Source organism: Mycolicibacterium tokaiense (assembly GCF_010725885.1).
GTDB classification, from domain to species: Bacteria; Actinomycetota; Actinomycetes; order Mycobacteriales; family Mycobacteriaceae; genus Mycobacterium; species Mycobacterium tokaiense.
In genome coordinates, this window is record NZ_AP022600.1 from 5,575,039 (window position 1) to 5,590,049 (window position 15,011).

The 15,011-nt window shown below is 70.5% G+C and carries 15 protein-coding genes; 4 read left to right on the top strand and 11 right to left on the bottom strand.

The annotated features are described in order from the left end of the window. Genes G6N58_RS26915 through G6N58_RS26945 form a run of 7 tightly spaced genes read right to left on the bottom strand, consistent with a single transcriptional unit; the run spans position 1 to position 7,136 of the window. Positions 1–975 carry a choline/ethanolamine kinase family protein gene (locus G6N58_RS26915; protein ID WP_172545032.1) on the bottom strand — a complete coding sequence of 325 codons (975 nt, stop codon included), beginning with the start codon at positions 973–975 and terminating at the stop codon, positions 1–3. Continuing rightward, positions 972–1,889 carry a phosphotransferase family protein gene (locus tag G6N58_RS26920; RefSeq protein ID WP_115280787.1) on the bottom strand — a complete coding sequence of 306 codons (918 nt, stop codon included), beginning with the start codon at positions 1,887–1,889 and terminating at the stop codon, positions 972–974. Before G6N58_RS26920 ends, G6N58_RS26915 begins: the two co-directional genes overlap by 4 nt. Continuing rightward, entirely contained in the window at positions 1,886–3,292 is a 1,407-nt protein-coding gene (locus G6N58_RS26925) for an amidase (protein ID WP_163908451.1), read from the bottom strand. The genes G6N58_RS26920 and G6N58_RS26925 overlap by 4 nt, the downstream gene beginning before the upstream one ends. Then, complete coding sequence (locus G6N58_RS26930; RefSeq protein WP_115280785.1) at positions 3,289–4,530, bottom strand: hydantoinase/carbamoylase family amidase; 1,242 nt, start codon at positions 4,528–4,530, stop codon at positions 3,289–3,291. The genes G6N58_RS26925 and G6N58_RS26930 overlap by 4 nt, the downstream gene beginning before the upstream one ends. Next, positions 4,527–6,059 (bottom strand): sodium:solute symporter family protein, encoded by a 1,533-nt coding sequence (locus tag G6N58_RS26935; RefSeq protein WP_115280784.1) that lies wholly within the window; start codon positions 6,057–6,059, stop codon positions 4,527–4,529. The genes G6N58_RS26930 and G6N58_RS26935 overlap by 4 nt, the downstream gene beginning before the upstream one ends. A gap of 1 nt (position 6,060) precedes the next feature. Next, positions 6,061–6,354 carry a hypothetical protein gene (locus tag G6N58_RS26940; RefSeq protein ID WP_115280783.1) on the bottom strand — a complete coding sequence of 98 codons (294 nt, stop codon included), beginning with the start codon at positions 6,352–6,354 and terminating at the stop codon, positions 6,061–6,063. After that, entirely contained in the window at positions 6,351–7,136 is a 786-nt protein-coding gene (locus tag G6N58_RS26945) for an inositol monophosphatase family protein (protein WP_163908453.1), read from the bottom strand. Before G6N58_RS26945 ends, G6N58_RS26940 begins: the two co-directional genes overlap by 4 nt. A gap of 113 nt (positions 7,137–7,249) precedes the next feature. Here G6N58_RS26945 and G6N58_RS26950 point away from each other — a divergent pair, with 113 nt between their 5' ends. Further along, entirely contained in the window at positions 7,250–8,056 is an 807-nt protein-coding gene (locus tag G6N58_RS26950; protein ID WP_115280781.1) for a GntR family transcriptional regulator, read from the top strand. Here the strand turns inward: G6N58_RS26950 and G6N58_RS26955 are convergent. Further along, positions 8,022–8,825 carry a YhjD/YihY/BrkB family envelope integrity protein gene (locus G6N58_RS26955; RefSeq protein WP_147289419.1) on the bottom strand — a complete coding sequence of 268 codons (804 nt, stop codon included), beginning with the start codon at positions 8,823–8,825 and terminating at the stop codon, positions 8,022–8,024. The two genes, G6N58_RS26950 and G6N58_RS26955, sit on opposite strands and share 35 nt — an antisense overlap. A gap of 33 nt (positions 8,826–8,858) precedes the next feature. Here G6N58_RS26955 and G6N58_RS26960 point away from each other — a divergent pair, with 33 nt between their 5' ends. Then, entirely contained in the window at positions 8,859–9,521 is a 663-nt protein-coding gene (locus G6N58_RS26960) for a CDP-alcohol phosphatidyltransferase family protein (protein WP_115280779.1), read from the top strand. Here the strand turns inward: G6N58_RS26960 and G6N58_RS26965 are convergent. Beyond that, positions 9,430–10,974, bottom strand: coding sequence for a phytoene desaturase family protein (locus G6N58_RS26965; protein ID WP_115280778.1), 1,545 nt, complete (start codon positions 10,972–10,974; stop codon positions 9,430–9,432). The two genes, G6N58_RS26960 and G6N58_RS26965, sit on opposite strands and share 92 nt — an antisense overlap. Continuing rightward, positions 10,971–12,104: a glycosyltransferase family 2 protein gene (locus tag G6N58_RS26970; RefSeq protein ID WP_163908455.1), complete on the bottom strand. Its 1,134-nt coding sequence runs from the start codon at positions 12,102–12,104 to the stop codon at positions 10,971–10,973. The genes G6N58_RS26965 and G6N58_RS26970 overlap by 4 nt, the downstream gene beginning before the upstream one ends. Positions 12,105–12,151: 47 nt before the next feature. On the opposite strand from G6N58_RS26970, the gene G6N58_RS26975 reads away from it, so the two are divergent. Then, positions 12,152–12,931: a carotenoid biosynthesis protein gene (locus G6N58_RS26975; RefSeq protein WP_232068020.1), complete on the top strand. Its 780-nt coding sequence runs from the start codon at positions 12,152–12,154 to the stop codon at positions 12,929–12,931. Then, positions 12,928–14,469, top strand: coding sequence for an FAD-dependent oxidoreductase (locus G6N58_RS26980; RefSeq protein WP_163908457.1), 1,542 nt, complete (start codon positions 12,928–12,930; stop codon positions 14,467–14,469). Before G6N58_RS26975 ends, G6N58_RS26980 begins: the two co-directional genes overlap by 4 nt. On the opposite strand, the gene G6N58_RS26985 is transcribed toward G6N58_RS26980, so the two are convergent. Beyond that, positions 14,466–14,996, bottom strand: coding sequence for a YbhB/YbcL family Raf kinase inhibitor-like protein (locus G6N58_RS26985; RefSeq protein ID WP_115280775.1), 531 nt, complete (start codon positions 14,994–14,996; stop codon positions 14,466–14,468). The genes G6N58_RS26980 and G6N58_RS26985 overlap by 4 nt on opposite strands. Positions 14,997–15,011 lie beyond the last annotated feature (15 nt).

The window sequence follows — 15,011 nt, forward strand, 5'->3', positions numbered from 1 at the left end:
TCACAACGCGGTCAGCCAATAGGCCCACCGCGGGTCGGACATCTTCAGCCGCGCCCGCATCAGCTTCCACAGCCCGTACTTGTGGTAGTCGAAATCCCAGGTGGTGTTGAGCTGTTGGTTGACCACCGCCCACAGGCCCCACTTGGTGTCGGCCAGGGCGCAGCACACCTGCACCCGGGCCACGGTGGCGAAGTCGGTGTTGCCGTAGAACTGCTCGATGAGTTCGAGCGCCTGCTCTTCGGTGTAGAACATCTCGACGATCAACAGCGCCAGCTCGTAGGCCCGTTCGTTGTTGGACGCGAACTCGTAGTCCACCATCCGCATCGGCAGGCCGTCGGCCACCAGGAAGTTGCCCGGCATCGGGTCGTTGTGGCAGGCAACGAGATCGAGGCCACCCGCCAGTAATGCCGACTTGGCCTGCTGGTACTCCCCCAGGATCAGGTCGGCGTCGACGGGCAGGCGCACGCCCATCTCCCGGGCCTGGCCCAGGTGTTCGTCGATCATGTCGAACATGGTCTTGGTGCCGCCGAGCAGACTGCCGTCGTGCAGCTTGCGGTAGATGCCGATGATCTCGCGCGGCACCTCCGGCCGTTTGAAGTCGCCGTTGGTGCAGGCCCGGTAGCCCTCCAGGAACTCGATGACCTCGACCCCGGTCGCGGCGTCGAAATGCACCACCTCGGCGCCGATCCCACGCTCACCGGCGCGGCGGGCGGCCTCATTGGCCAGGCTGCGATCGATGAAGGCGTCACTGCCATCGCCCGGGATCTTGAGGAAGTACCGGGTGTCGCAGCCTTCCACGGCGATGCGCCAGTTGCTGTTCATCAGACCACCCAGCACGGGAGCGTAGGTCAGGGTACGACCCTGCCAGCGCTCGATGCCGGTCAGCACGTCCTCGACGCGGCGTTCCACGGCGGTGCGGGCCGAACCCACCGTCCGCTCGCCCGCCCGGTCGGGGCGCTCGTCGGTCAGCGTCACAGACTCTCCAATCGATCGTGGAAGTGCCCGTCGGCCAGGCCGGCCCGGGCCCGCAGGAACTGCCAGTCCGAGAGTTTGGAGTACTCCAGCGTGCCCGGGCGCGCGGCGTCGGCGTACGCGCCGATCAGGCCCCAGCGCACCAGGTCGACGATGCCGTACACCCGGGCGCGGTCGAACAGGCTCTGGTCATAGCTGCCCCAGGCCATTTCGAACGCCGCGCGGGCCTGGGAATCGAACGGGCGGACCTCGGCCAGCAGTACACCGATGTCCTGCAGCGGATCCATCACCGCCGCGACGTCCCAGTCCACCAGGAGCATCCGGCCGTCGTCGGCCAGCAGCACGTTGGAGACGTTGCCGTCACCGTGGGCAGGCACGGAGTCGAAACCAGTTGCCAGGATCTTCTTCTCGGCCATGTCCACCATCCGCAGCATCCACCCGAAGTCCTGCGGCAATGCCACACCGGTGGCGTGCGCCAGAGCGGTCAGCGCTCGGATGTCGTCGAACACCGTCGCCGTTCTGGTGATGCCGGCACCGGTGTGCACCCGGGTCCGGAGCTCGATCAGCGCCGCCAAGGCGTCGGGATCGTCGAACCGGTCCACCGTGGCCGTCGACGCGGTGTCGCAGAGGTTCTCCAGGACCAGCACTCCGGCATCGGCGTCGGCGGCCAGCACCGTGGGCCCGATACCCGACTCCCCCGCCGCGACGGCGGCGCTGAACGCATGCGGGATGTCGACGTACGCCCCGGCGTGGCCGATCATGGTCTTGACGAACACCGCCTGAGACGCCGAACGCACGTCCAGGCATTCGGAATCCGCGCCCCACCAGCTGGGGCTGGCCATCGACGGGGTGGGGTCCGCGCTGACGGCGCCCTGGAGGGACACTCCCAGACCGCCGAGCTGATCGGTGATGGTCACCGCGTGCCTCCTACCCCGGCCGCCACAGGGTGCGGCCAGTCGATATCGAATCCGCGGGCCGTCTCCAGCCACTTGGTCAGCCGCAGGACGGCGCGGTCGGCCAGCCGGGGGCCGATCACCTGTACCCCCACCGGCATGCCGGCCGCAAAGCCGAAGCACACCGCCGACGCGGGCGCGGCGGTCTGATTGGCCCAGGCGGTGAACCCGCAGTGCGCCAACGGGTGTGACTCGTCACCGCCACACACCTCGGCGGCGAAGCCGACCATCGGCAGTACGGGCGCGATGACGAAGTCGTACTCGGCACAGGCGGCGCGCATGGTCTCCGCGGAGCGGGCCACGGCTTCGCTGTCCCGGGTGAAGTCCGCAGCGGTGTGGTCGGCGGCCGAGGCGCACCAGTCGCGGATCACCGGGTGCACCAGGTGGCGGCGATCCTCGGGGATGGACTGCAGCTCGGTGACGGCCCGCACCGCGAACACCCGGTCCAGCGCCGGGTAGGGGTCGCGGTCGAACACCGGCCCCATCGCCGCGATGGTGGCACCCCCCGCGGCCAGTGCCGCGGCGGCGGTGCCCACCACCTCGGCAACGGCCGCTTCGGCAGCGAACCCGGGATTCAGCTCGGTCAGCACACCGATTCGAAGGCCGTTCGGCGACAACGGTTCCGGTGAAGTTGCTCCGGATTCGGCGGCGAGCGCCCAGAGGTCGCGGGCGTCGGGGCGGCTCAGCACGTCGTAGAGCAGCGTCGCGTCTCCGACGGTGCGGGCCATCGGGCCGGCCGAGCGCATGGTCGACGGCGCCAGGTGCGGGATCCGGCCCTGGGTGGGTTTGAGGGCCACCAGCCCGCAGTGCCCGGCGGGCAGCCGGACCGAGCCGGCGATGTCGGTGCCCACCGAGGCGAATCCGATGCCGGCGGCCAGGGCGGCGCCCGCGCCGGAGCTGGAGCCACCGGTGCTGCGGGTCAGGTCCCAGGGGTTGCGGGTGATGCCGTAGAGGGAGCTGACGCCGGCGGCCATCATGCCGAAATCGGGCATGGTGGTCTTGCCGACGATGACGGCGCCGGCCTCTTTGAGCCGCGCGGCCGGCGGGGCGTCGACGCTGGCGTCGGGAACGTCGTCGAAGGCCAGGCAGCCGTGGCGCCAGGGCATTCCGGCGGCGTTCACACTGTCCTTGATGGTCACCGGAACACCGTCCAGCGGTGAGCGCGCGGTGCCCGCGGCCCAGCGCCGTGCCGAGGCGTGCGCGGCCTCCGCGGCGCCGTCGGCGTCGAGGTGGGCCAGCGCGTTGATGGCCGGGTTGCGCTGCGCCACCCGCGCCAGCGTGGCCTCCAGGACCTCCACCGGGGAGGTCTGTCCGCTGCGGTAGGCGCCGGTGAGCGCGGCGATGTCGCCGTCGAGGACGTCGGTCACGTGCGGGCTCCTTCCAGGGCGCCGGTGACCAACCGTGCGGTGGTGGCGGTCAGCATGCCCACGCCGGCCAGCATCTGCGCGTCGGTGCTGAATTCCCGTTCGTTGTGCGAGATCCCGTCGACACTCGGCACGAACAACATCACGGTGGGCACCAGGTCGGTGAGGTTCACCGAGTCATGACCCGCCATGGTGGGCAGCTCCCGGCAGCGCAGTCCCAGCTCTTCGGCCACCGCGCCGGCCAGCCGGACGCCGGCTTCCGGGTAGGCCTTGGAGTGCCGGAGGGTGGCCGACTCCACGGTCACCGTCACCTCCTCGATGGTGGCCAGCTTGGCGCTCAGGCTGGCATGGGCGGCGGCCAGCAGGTCGGCGTCCAGCGCGCGCAGATCGGCGGCCAGGCGGACCCGCGCGGGCACCACCACCGGCGAATTGGGCTCTACGGTGAACTGGCCCACCGAACTCAGCAGGGCGCCGTCGGGGAACTCGCGGGCCACCTCGCGTACCGCCAGCACCACCGAGCTGGCACCCACCAGGGCGTCGCGGCGGTAGCGCATGTGGGTGGCGCCGGTGTGCGACTGTTCGCCGGTGACGGTGATGACGTACTTGTAGGCAGCCCAGTTGCGGTTGACGACACCGATGTCGAAGCCCTCGTCGACCAGGGTGCGGCCCTGCTCGATGTGGATCTCGGCGAACGCCGCGGCCACCAGCGGGGTGTCTCGGCCGTGGAAACCGATGTCTTGCAGCGCCTGCCGCACGGTGGTGCCGTCGGGGGCGGCGGTGTCGAGCACGGATTCGGCATCGAACTTGCCGATGTACACCCCGCTGCCCATCAGGCTCGGCGAGAATCGCGAGCCCTCTTCGTTGAACCAGTTCACCGCGGCCAGGTTCAGGTGCATGCCTGCGGGCGGGTCTGCCTGCAGTCGGGCGGCGGCGTACGCAGCTGCCAGCACCCCGTAGGCGCCGTCGAACCTGCCCGAGGTGGGTTGGCTGTCCAGGTGTGATCCCACCAGAACGTACGGTGCCTCCGGATCGTGCTGTGCGCAGCCGTACATGTTGCCCACCTGGTCCACCAGGGTCGTCAGCCCGTGTCGGGTGAACCAGTCCCGCAGCCACTGCCGGGCCCGGCCGTCGGCCGCGGTGGCCGCTTCACGGTGCACGCCGCCCGCGGCGGTGGCGCCGATGGCCGACAGTTCGGCGAAGTCCGCCAGGAACGTGTGGTCGCTGAGGTCAGCTGAACTCACGGAGCTCCCTGGACCAGTGGTGCCTCAGCGGCGGGAGCACCCTTGACCGAGGTCCGTGCCACGTCGAACATGGCTGTCACCCTGGCCTTTTCGGTGTCATCGGTCTTGATCAACCACGCTGCGCCCAGGAACACCACCAGGTTCACCCCGATGCCGACGATGCCGCCGGTCAGGCTGCCCAGCGCCCGGATGTCGTCGGGGTAGATCCAGGTGAGCACCATGGCGACCAGGAAGCCGGAGACCATGCCCGCGATGGCGCCCTGCTTGTTGCCGCCCTTCCAGAAGATGCCCAGGAACAGCGGCACCGCCAGCTGCACGATGCCCTGGTAGGAGATCTGGGCCAGCAGCTGCAGGCGTTCCATGTTGAACGTCACGTACGCCACCACACCGGCGGCGGCCATGAAGCCCATCATCGACGTCTTCGCCACAAGGGTCAGCTGCTTGTCCGACAGCGGCCGCCGCTCGGTGTTGACCAGGTCGTTGGCGATCTGCAGACCGCACACCTGGACGCTGCCGTCGATGTGGCCCATCGAGGCGGCGAACACGATGGTGACACCCAGACCCAGCAGCCAGGTGCCGCCGTAGTCGCTCATGATGGTGAACCAGCCCATCTGCGGCGCGTCCAGCACGTCGGGCATGACGGTCGCGGCGATACCGACCAGCATCAGCAGCGTGTAGAACACGCCGGAGATCAAGACCGTGCACAACGTGCCGGACTTCACCGACCGGACGCTGGAGGCGGTGTAGATGCGCTGGAAACTGGTGGGCCAGCACAGCGATCCGATCACGCCGGTGAAAATCAGCGCGAAGATGTACAGCGGTCCGTAGGAGCCGCCGTCCCCGGGCAGGGTGAGGAACTCGTCGGCCACATCTCCCAGGACGGCGAAGCTGATGGGCCCGCCGGCCACCCCGGACAGCAGCACCAGACAGACCACCGCGGCGAAGACGTAGGCGACGGTGCCCTGGAAGGCGTCGGTCATGATCAGACCGCGCATCCCCATCCGCACCGTCCAGTACTGCCGGATGATGATGACGGCCAGGCCGACGATCAGGCAGGTGGTCACCGACCATGCGCCGTCGCTGGCCAACTCGAACACCGATCCCAGTGCCTGCATGCCGAGCACCACCCAGGGGAACAGGGACACGATGCCGATCAGGCTGGAGATCACCCGCACGGCAGGCGAATTGAAGCGCTTGCCCAGCAGGTCGGGCTGCGAACGCAGATCGTACTTCTTGCCCCAACGCCAGGCCCGGGTGGCCATGAAGTACATCATCGCCACGCCGAGCGAGGAGTACGCCAGGCCGTAGAGGCCGAACACCCCGGCGCCGGCGGCCAGACCGAAGAAGGCGATGAACGTCGACCCCGGCCACCACGAGTTGACGTAGCTCATGGCCACGTACCAGGGGCCGTAGGCACGGCCACCCACGGCGTACTCATCGAAGCTGGGAGCGGTCTTCTGTTGGGTGACATAGAGAATGGCGACGACGATGGCGTAGAAGACCGCCAGCATGCTGAGCATGATCCACATATCAGCCTCCGAGGCTTCCGGTAACTGGGGCGTTCGATTCGTGTTCGGTCGAGTCGTCGTCGAGCTCGCCGCGGATGTCCTCGACCACGTAGAAGGCCGTCAGCGTCAGCCCGAGGACCAGGGCGTTGACGATCCAGTACATGATGGCGAACGGGATGCCGAGGATCTCGAACCGAATTCCGCTGCCCCACAGATACAGTGGCGGAAAGAGTGCGAACAGCAGCGCCAGCGCATACAGCGTGCCGAAGAACCCGACGATGGTGCGTCGCGGCACGCCCCTGATGAACTCCTTCATGCATGAATCCCTTCGTGGTCGAATGCCGATGACAGCCATGGCAGCAGCTGGTGGTGGATATGTCCGTTGGTGGCGATGCCGTTGCCGGCGTCGAAGACCTCACGCCCGTCCAGGCTGGTGAACCGGCCACCGGCCTCGGCCAGGATCACCGGCATGGGGGCCAGATCGAAGTCGCGCGCGGTGTAGTCGACCACCGCGTCGGCGTGGCCGCAGGCCACCATGGCGTAGCCGAAGGCGTCGCCCCACGTGCGCAGCACCACGTTCTGGCTGTGCAGGTCGGAGATGACCGACGGGTCCCAGTCCTCGAGCCAGGTGGCCATCACATAGGCCCCGTCCAGGCTTGGCCGGTCCGACACCGAGACCCGGGTGCCGTTGCGCCAGCAGCCCTTGCCTTTCTCGGCGTGCACCGCGATCCCTGCGCTGGGCAGGTTGATCATGCCGAAGACGATCTCGTCGCCCTCCTGCAGGGCGATCAGGTTGGCATACAACGGCACCCCGCGGACGAAGGACTTGGTGCCGTCGATGGGATCGACGATCCAGCGGAATCCGCTGGAACCGTGGGTGTCCGGGAACTCCTCGCCGGTGAAGGAGTCCTCGGGGAAATCGGCCTCGACGGCCGCGCGCAGCATCAGTTCGATCTCGCGGTCGGCGGCGGTGACCGGGGACCCGTCGGCCTTGAGGTCGACCGCGAGGTCCTGCGCCTCGAAGTAGCGGCGCGCGATCGCACCGGCCCGGGTGGCCATCGAGAACCCGAGCTCGATGCGGCGGTCTCGTTCAGTCACGGAGTCGACTGTCCGGTTAGACCATTTCTGGTTCGATGAGCCCGGCGTTAAACGCATGTAAACAGCAGCCGCCGCCCCCTGCGGTGGCCGCAGCGCGCCGATAACGTGAATTCATGCTTGCTGTTGCGCATGCGCACGAAGCACTACGACGTCTGGCCGAGGAGCTGGCCGGGCGCGGTGAGGTACGGATGCCCGCCGAACGTGTGCTCGCAGAACGCCTCGGCACATCGCGGACCACGGTGCGCAAAGCGCTGGAACTGCTGGAACGCCAGGGCACCATCCACCGGGTCAAAGGCCGCGCGGGTGGGGCCTATCTGAGCACGGTCACGTCCCGGGATGCCGCACCTGCGGCGTCGCAGCCCTACTGCGGCAGTCGCGGAGTGCTGCGCAGCCTGAACACGGTCAAGGGCATCCCGGAGATCCTGGCGGAGCAGGGTTTCCGCGACGGCACCTCGGTGCTGCGGGCCGGAATGGTCTCCCCCGAGGCCACGGTGTGCCGGGCACTGCAGCTGTCCGCCGGACAGTCGGTGGTCTCGCTGCTACGACTGCGCTTCGCCGACGGCGAGACCCTGGCGCTGGAGCAGATGTATCTGCGCCCGGAACTGGCGGCAGTACTGGACACCGAGATGACGTCGATGTACCAGACGCTGTGGTCGCGGCTGGGCGTGCGCATCTCGGTGGTGGACGAGTCGATCGAGATCGTCTCGCTGTCGGCCGCCGAGGGCGCGCGGCTCGGCCAGCCGGCAGGTACCCCGGTGCTGCAGCTGGAACGGATCGGCTACGACCAGTTCGACCGGCCCATGGAGTACTCGGTGGACCTGTTCCGCGCCGACCGCACCCGGCTGCAGGTGCGCTCGGAGTCCAAGCTCTCCGACGCGATGACGGTCAGTCCGGCAGGAGCCCGTCGAGCGCCACGGTGACCCGGAACCCGCACAGCACCAGGATGTGCAGGATGTAGAGCCACAGCGCCAGTGCGGTCACCGACCCGATGATCGGCATGCCGCCGAACGGCGCCGACCACTCGACGGGAATCGCCAGGAACAACACGAACCCCTGCAGGAACCCGGCCGTCATGGCGCCGGTGCCGAAGGCCCCGAACAGCAGCGCCCGCCGGCCCAGCCGACCGGGCGCGATCAGCGCGAAGACGCCGACCAGAGCCAGCGACACCGTGATCCACACGACGTGGAAGGCCACCACCACCCCCCACACCAGCGTCCAGCCGGTACCCGCATAGAGCGGGCCGACGTAGTGCGCCGACGCCAGCACCCCGAGCACCAGGAACGGTGCCACCGCGGCCACGCCGAGCAGGCCGAAGCGACCGCGCCAGCCGGTGAGCGTGTCGCCGGCCGCGGTCATCTGCCGAAACGCCCGCCGTAACCCTTCCCCGTAGAGGCTGGCCGGGAACAGCACCACCAGGGCCTGCCACCACGACATCGCCAGCGCCACCCGGGTGAGGGTGCGCAGCGCTTCGGGTGTGCCGTGGCCCTGGGGCAACCCGCCGATGGCCGCGTCCATCGCGGCGGTCACGGTGTCGTGGCCGACGAGGGCACCCGCGGCCCACAGCGAGGCCAGCGCCAGCGGCACCAGCCCGATGACGCCGAAGTAGGTGGCCCCGGCGGCCCACAGGGCGATGTCGCTGCCCGGGAACGTCTTGCGGACGTCGGAGGCCATCCTGGTCAACCGGCTCACCGCGGCACCTGGGGTTCCTGGCAGGCTGGCCTCATGACCTCGGACGACAAGGGCTGGTCGGAGCTGCACGGCGGCGTGCAGCCCTCGTTGCTGGTCCGCGGCTGGCTGCGGATGGTGCGGGCGCTGTGTGCCGGGCCGGTGACCAGGATCCCCCCGGATGCGCTGTCGGCTGCGGGTGTGCTGACCCTGGGGCTGGCGTGGGTTGCGGCGGCCCGGGGCCTGCCGGTGCTGGTGGTGCCGCTGGTGCTGCTGGCCGGGGTCTTCGACGGTCTGGACGGGGCGGTGGCCCTGCAGACCGGGCGGGCCCGACCGCTGGGCGCCGTGGTGGACGCGGTGGCCGACCGGCTGGGCGATCTGCTGCTGGGTGCCGTGCTGGTGACACTCGGCGCCCCGCTGGGCTGGGTGGTGGCCGCGCTGACGCTGGTGCTGCTGCTGGAGTACCTACGCGCCCGTGCCCAGTCGGTCGGGATGCCTGGGGTCGGTGCGGTGACGGTCGCCGAACGGCCCACCCGGCTGATCCTGGTCGGGGTGGCCGCCGCCGGCGTGGCGGTGTTCCCGGCCGGAGTCCCCGGACTGGGCTGGGACTGGGCCTTCGGACTGGCCGTCACGTGGACAGCCGTCGGCGTGATGGGGATGCGGCAGCTAATCGTCGGGATCCGGCGGTCGATCCCGCCGCGTTTTCCGCAGGGCCGATGAGGCGCGCGACGATCTCGGCCGACATCAGCACCAGCGGGATGCCGCCACCGGGATGCGCGGAGCCGCCCACCAGGAACAGCCCCGGCACCGGGCTGCGGTTGGCCGGGCGGCGCAGCGCGGCCCGCGGTCCGTGGGAGGCGCTGCCGTAGATCGCCCCGCCGGGCGCACCGGTGCGCCGCTGCAGATCCGCCGGGGTGATGGTTTCGACGAAGCGCAGTCTGCTGCGCACGTCCACCCCACGCCCGGCCAGCACGTCGAGCACCCGTTCGGTGTAGCGCTCGCGGATGCCGGGGGCGTCCCAGTCCACGCCGGATCCCGGCCGGTGCTCCGGGGCATTCACCATCACGAACCAGCCTTCCGAATCGTCATCGGGTCGTAGCGCGGGGTCATCCGGGGCGTGGACGTACACCGTGGGATCGGGCACCGGATGCGGGTGCCTGCCGAAGATCGCGTCGAACTCGGCGTCGTAGTCGGCCGGGAAGTACACCCGGTGTGCGGCACCGGGATGGCGGCCCGAAAGACCCAGCAGCAGAACACAACCCGACATCGAGGCGGCGGTGCGGCGGACCACGCGCCGGGCCACCGGGGCAGCCGCGGCCGGCAACAGCCGCCCATAGAGCACAGCGGCGTCGGCGTTGCACACCACCACGTCGGAGGCCACGTCGCGGCCGTCGACCCGGACCCCGCGGGCCCGCCCGGCCTGCATCAGCACGGACTGCACCGCGGCGCCGGTGACGATCTGTACCCCGAGTTCGACGCAGCGCGCGGCCAGCGCGTCGACGATGCGGCGCAACCCTCCGGGCACGTACCAGGCGCCGAACTCCTGCTCGACGAACGACGTCACCGCCAGCACCGCCGGGGTGCGGCGGGGGTCGGAGCCGGAGTAGGTGGCGTAGCGGTTCAGCCACATCCGCAGCCGCGGGTCCGGCAGCAGTCGGCGCCCCAGGCCGTCGATGGTGCGCCACGGCGCCACGGCGCGCAGGTCGGCCGGCCGCGCACTCATCCGGGCCAGAGCGGGCAGTGAAACGGGTTGGCGCAGAACAGGTTCACCCACCAGCTCCCACAGCCGCGCGGACCGGGCGTGCAGGCGCTGCCAAGACTGACCGGCACCGGCACCCAGCGCGGCGTCCAGTGCTGCGGGCACCTGCGTGGGGTCGTGCGGCATCGTCAGCTCGGTGCCGTCGGCGAACCGGTAGGCACACGCCGGATCCACCGGGGTCCAGCTCAGCTCGGCCGGGCCGCCGGTGTCGGCGAACAGCTGGTCGAGCACCCCCGGCATGGTCAGCAGGGAAGGGCCGGTGTCGAAGGTGAACCCGTCGCGCTCGAGCACACCGAGCTTGCCCCCGACCGCCGGCGCGCTCTCGAACACGGTGACCCGGTGGCCGGCCGCGGCCAGCCGCGCCGCGGTGGCGAGCCCGGCCAGCCCCGCGCCGATCACCACGGCGCGGTTCACAGGGGCCGTCCCTTCCAGTGCAGGGTCCCGGCCAGTCGCCCCACCCAGGACCAGGCGAGCAGGCCGAGCAGGGCCAGCACGGACAGCGGGTGGGCCAGACCGTCGAGCACCGCCGCCGGCCCCCGGTCGCCGCACCAGCGCGCCACCGACACCCGGCCCAGCACGGCGGCACCGTATCCGAGTGCGCCCACCCAGGAACCGGTCAGCATCGCCGCGGCCGGCACCACGTAGACCACCCCGAGTGCGGCGCCGACCGCCACTGCGCCCAGCGGCGAGCCGAACGCCGCCCACAGCGACTTGCGGTACCCGACCGCGAGCTCCCGGCCGGTGGCGTACATGCGGCAGGTCGCCAGCTCGGCCCCGTCGGCCACGGCTGTCCGCGCCCCGGCGCGGCGCATCGCCCGGGCCAGGGCGATGTCGTCGAGTACCTCACCGCGCACAGCCTGCCAGCCGCCGGCGCGCGCCAGCGCATCGGCGTCCAGCACCAGGAACTGCCCGTTGGCGAAGGCCAGCGACGGCCGCGGGGAGCGCTCGGCCACCCGCAGCGGCACGGTGGTCAGCCACGACCAGGCCAGCAACGGCTGGATCAGCCGGCCGAGCACCCCGGCGGTGAGCTGCCGGGGCCAGGGACTCACCAGATCCAGTGGGGTTCCGCGCAGCAGGTCGACGGCTGCGGCGATGGCCCGCGGGTGCAGCACCACATCGGCGTCGACATACACCAGCGTCGAAAAGCGTGCCGCCGCGGCCAGTTGGGCGCAGGCGTGCGGTTTGCCGAGGGTTCCCGGCGGGGGCGGGGTCCCGGCCAGCACCCGCACCCGCGGGTCCGACCGTGCCGCCGCGGTCACCACCTGTGCCGTGCCGTCGGTGGAGTTGTCGTCGAGCACCAGGATCTCCATCCGCGTCGGCCCCTGCTGAGCCACCAGCGCGGCGACGGTGGGTCCGATGCGGTGCGCCTCGTCGCGGGCGGGCACCAGCACGCTCACCCCGTCGCTGTGCGGCGCGGGATCCGCAGGCGGGCGGCGCAACAACCGCCGGTTGAACAGCTGGTGGACGGTACCGACGCACGCCAGCGCGGAGCCGAGGGCGACAATGGTGGAGAACCGGTCTTTGCAGGGTCGCGCGGCGGGCACCTGCAAAGCCTACGGATCCCCGTTCCGAGCGCGGAGGTGCAGACATCGTGGCGTTGGCCCCATCCGTCGCGCCGGTGCGCCTCAGCCAGGTGAGCTGGGCGCTGGTGGTCGCCGCGATCGGAGTCCAGATCGCCTACCCGTTGATCCCCGAATCGTCGCGGACCGCGGTGACCGTGACCAGCGTGGTGGTGTTCTTCCTGGCCGCGGTGGCCGACGTGTTCCGCCGCTACGGGGCATCCGGGGCGGCGGCTCTGGTGGCGGTGGCCGGCGGCGGCGGGCTGCTGGCCGAGTCCGTCGGGGTGGCCACCGGCTGGCCGTTCGGGTCCTACAACTACACCGGCACCCTGGGACTGGAGGTGCTGGGTGTGCCTGCGGTGGTGCCGCTGGCGTGGACGATGATGGCCTGGCCCGCGCTGGTGGTGGCCCGGACCCTGGCCGCCAGACCGGTTGTGGTGGTGCTGCTGGGCGCGCTGGCGCTGTCGGCGTGGGACCTGTTCCTGGATCCGCAGATGGTCGACGCCGGGCACTGGACCTGGCACCATCCCGACCCCGGGCTGCCGCTGGTGCCGGGCATCCCGCTGACCAACTACCTGGGCTGGCTCCTGGTGAGCCTGATCCTGATCGCCGTGCTCAACCTCGCCCTGCCCCGCCAGGACGGGGTGTCCGGTCCGGCGTCGACGCTGTATCTCTGGGTGTACTTCTCCTCCACACTCGGGCACCTGGTGTTCTTCGGGCTGCCCGGGTCCGCCCTCGTCGGTGGTGTTCTGATGGGTGCCATCGCCATTCCGTTCGCTGTGCGGCTCGCGCGCCGCCACTACGCAGAGTGAGGTTCGTTCTGACTCCCCTGACCAGCCGGGCCGCCCCGCTCCGCATGCGACCCCGCCCCTTGGTGACCCCGGACCCGCTGCTGCCCCGGGACGCTCCGCCCGGCACCGAAGCGGTGGTGGTGGGCGGAGGCATCGCCGGCATGTCGGCGGCGGTGATCCTGGCCGAACGCGGGGTCAGCGTGACACTGCTCGAAGCCAACGACCACCTCGGTGGCCGGCTGGGGGCCTGGCCGGAACGGCTGCCCGACGGCACCGAGCAAATGATCGAACATGGTTTCCACGCGTTCTTCCGGCACTACTACACCTGGCGGGCCATCTTGCGCCGCGCCGATCCGCAGTTGACGTTCCTGAAGTCGGCGGGGTCCTATCCCGTGATCTCAGCTTCCTGGCCACCGGAGGATCTCTCCGGCCTGCCCGCGGCGCCGCCGCTGAACCTGGCCGCGCTGATCCTGCGTTCGAAGAGCCTGACCTACCGCGACTTCCTGCATGCCGACCCCAACTCCGGTCAGGCGTTGCTGGCCTACGACCGCGCCACCACCGTCGCCCAACTCGACGATGTGGACGCCGCCGCGTTCCTGGACAGCCTCGGGATGTCCGAGCGCACCCGCAGCATGTTGTTCGAGGCCTTCGCGCGGTCCTTCTTCTGCAACCAGTCCGAGCTGTCGGCTGCCGAGTTGGTGGCGATGTTCCACTACTACTTCCTGGGCAATCCGGAGGGCATCGGCTTCGACGTGCCCGACACCGATCACGGCACTGCCGTGTGGAATCCGTTGCGGCACTATGTCGAACAGCGTGGCGCCGCGGTGCACACCGGCACCCGGGTGAGCACCATCGAACCCGACGGGCCCGGTTGGCGGGTGCGGGCCGGCGGGGCGGAGTTCTCGACCCGGCACGTCATCGTGGCGCTGGATCCCGGGGCGCTGCGCTCGCTGGTGGCGCAGTCGCCGCTGTCGGCTCCGCTGCTCGAGCAGCAGTGCGAGAAGCTCACCGTGGCGCCGCCATTTGCGGTGACCCGGCTGTGGTTCGACCGTGACGTTGCCCCGGAGCGGGCGGCGTTCAGCGCCGTCAGCGGACAGCCGACCCTGGACTCCATCGCGGTGTACTCCCGCCTGGAGAAGCCCAGCATCGAGTGGGCCCGCACGCAGGGCGGTTCGGTGGTGGAGCTGCATTCGTACTCGTGCCCGCTCGATGACGCGCGCTCAGCCGGCGACGCGCTGGCCGCGGAGTTGGCCGTGCTGTGGCCGGAGACCCGGGACGCGGCGGTGCTGCACCGGACCGACCGGCTGGAGGCCACCGCGCCGTCGTTCCCGCCGGGGTCGGCGGGCACCCGGCCGGGGGTGCGCACCGACGCCCGCGGGCTGCGGCTGGCCGGCGACTACATCGAACTGCCCTACCTCGCCGGGTTGATGGAGCGCTCGTCGATGTCGGGGGTACTGGCCGCCAACGACGTGCTGGCCGAGGTGGGGGCGGCTGCCGAGCCGATCATGGGCGTACCGCAGCGGGGCCTGCTGGCCGGGGTGCCGCGACTGCGCCGCTAACTCTGTTCGTAGGTCCCGTGGATCAATGCACGGGCGATGGCTTGGGAGAACAGGTTGAAGCCCAGGTAGGCCGGGGAGGAGTCCTCGGTGACGTCGAGCTTCTCGACCTGCAGCGCGTGCACGGCGACGATGTAGCGGTGGTGGCCGTGCCCGGGCGGCGGTGCGGCGCCGACGAACCGGCGCAACCCGGCATCGTTGCGCAGGGTGATCGCGTCGCCGGGCAGTGAGCTGCCGTCACCCACCCCGGCGGGCAGCTCGGTCACGGTGCCGGGCAGGTTGGCCACTGCCCAGTGCCAGAAGCCGGAGCCGGTGGGCGCGTCGGGGTCGTAGACGGTGACGGCGAAGCTGCGGGTCTCCTCGGGGAACCCCGACCAGCTCAGCTGCGGCGACTGGTCTTCCCCGCCGGCGCCCATCAGGCCGCTGACCTGAGGCTGCGACCACGGCCGGCCGTCGGTGAAGGACTGCGAGGTGACGGTGAAAGTGGGCAGCTTGGGCAGGAAGTCGTACGGGTTGTACGGAAAAGCCATGGTGGTGGGGATCCT

What these genes read in the sequence shown, in the direction of transcription:
- G6N58_RS26935 (WP_115280784.1), bottom strand. Translation starts at nt 6,059, where the DNA reads ATGTGGATCATGCTCAGCATGCTGGCGGTCTTCTACGCCATCGTCGTC.
- G6N58_RS26940 (WP_115280783.1), bottom strand. Translation starts at nt 6,354, where the DNA reads ATGAAGGAGTTCATCAGGGGCGTGCCGCGACGCACCATCGTCGGGTTC.
- G6N58_RS26950 (WP_115280781.1), top strand. Translation starts at nt 7,250, where the DNA reads ATGCTTGCTGTTGCGCATGCGCACGAAGCACTACGACGTCTGGCCGAG.
- G6N58_RS26960 (WP_115280779.1), top strand. Translation starts at nt 8,859, where the DNA reads ATGACCTCGGACGACAAGGGCTGGTCGGAGCTGCACGGCGGCGTGCAG.
- G6N58_RS26985 (WP_115280775.1), bottom strand. Translation starts at nt 14,996, where the DNA reads ATGGCTTTTCCGTACAACCCGTACGACTTCCTGCCCAAGCTGCCCACT.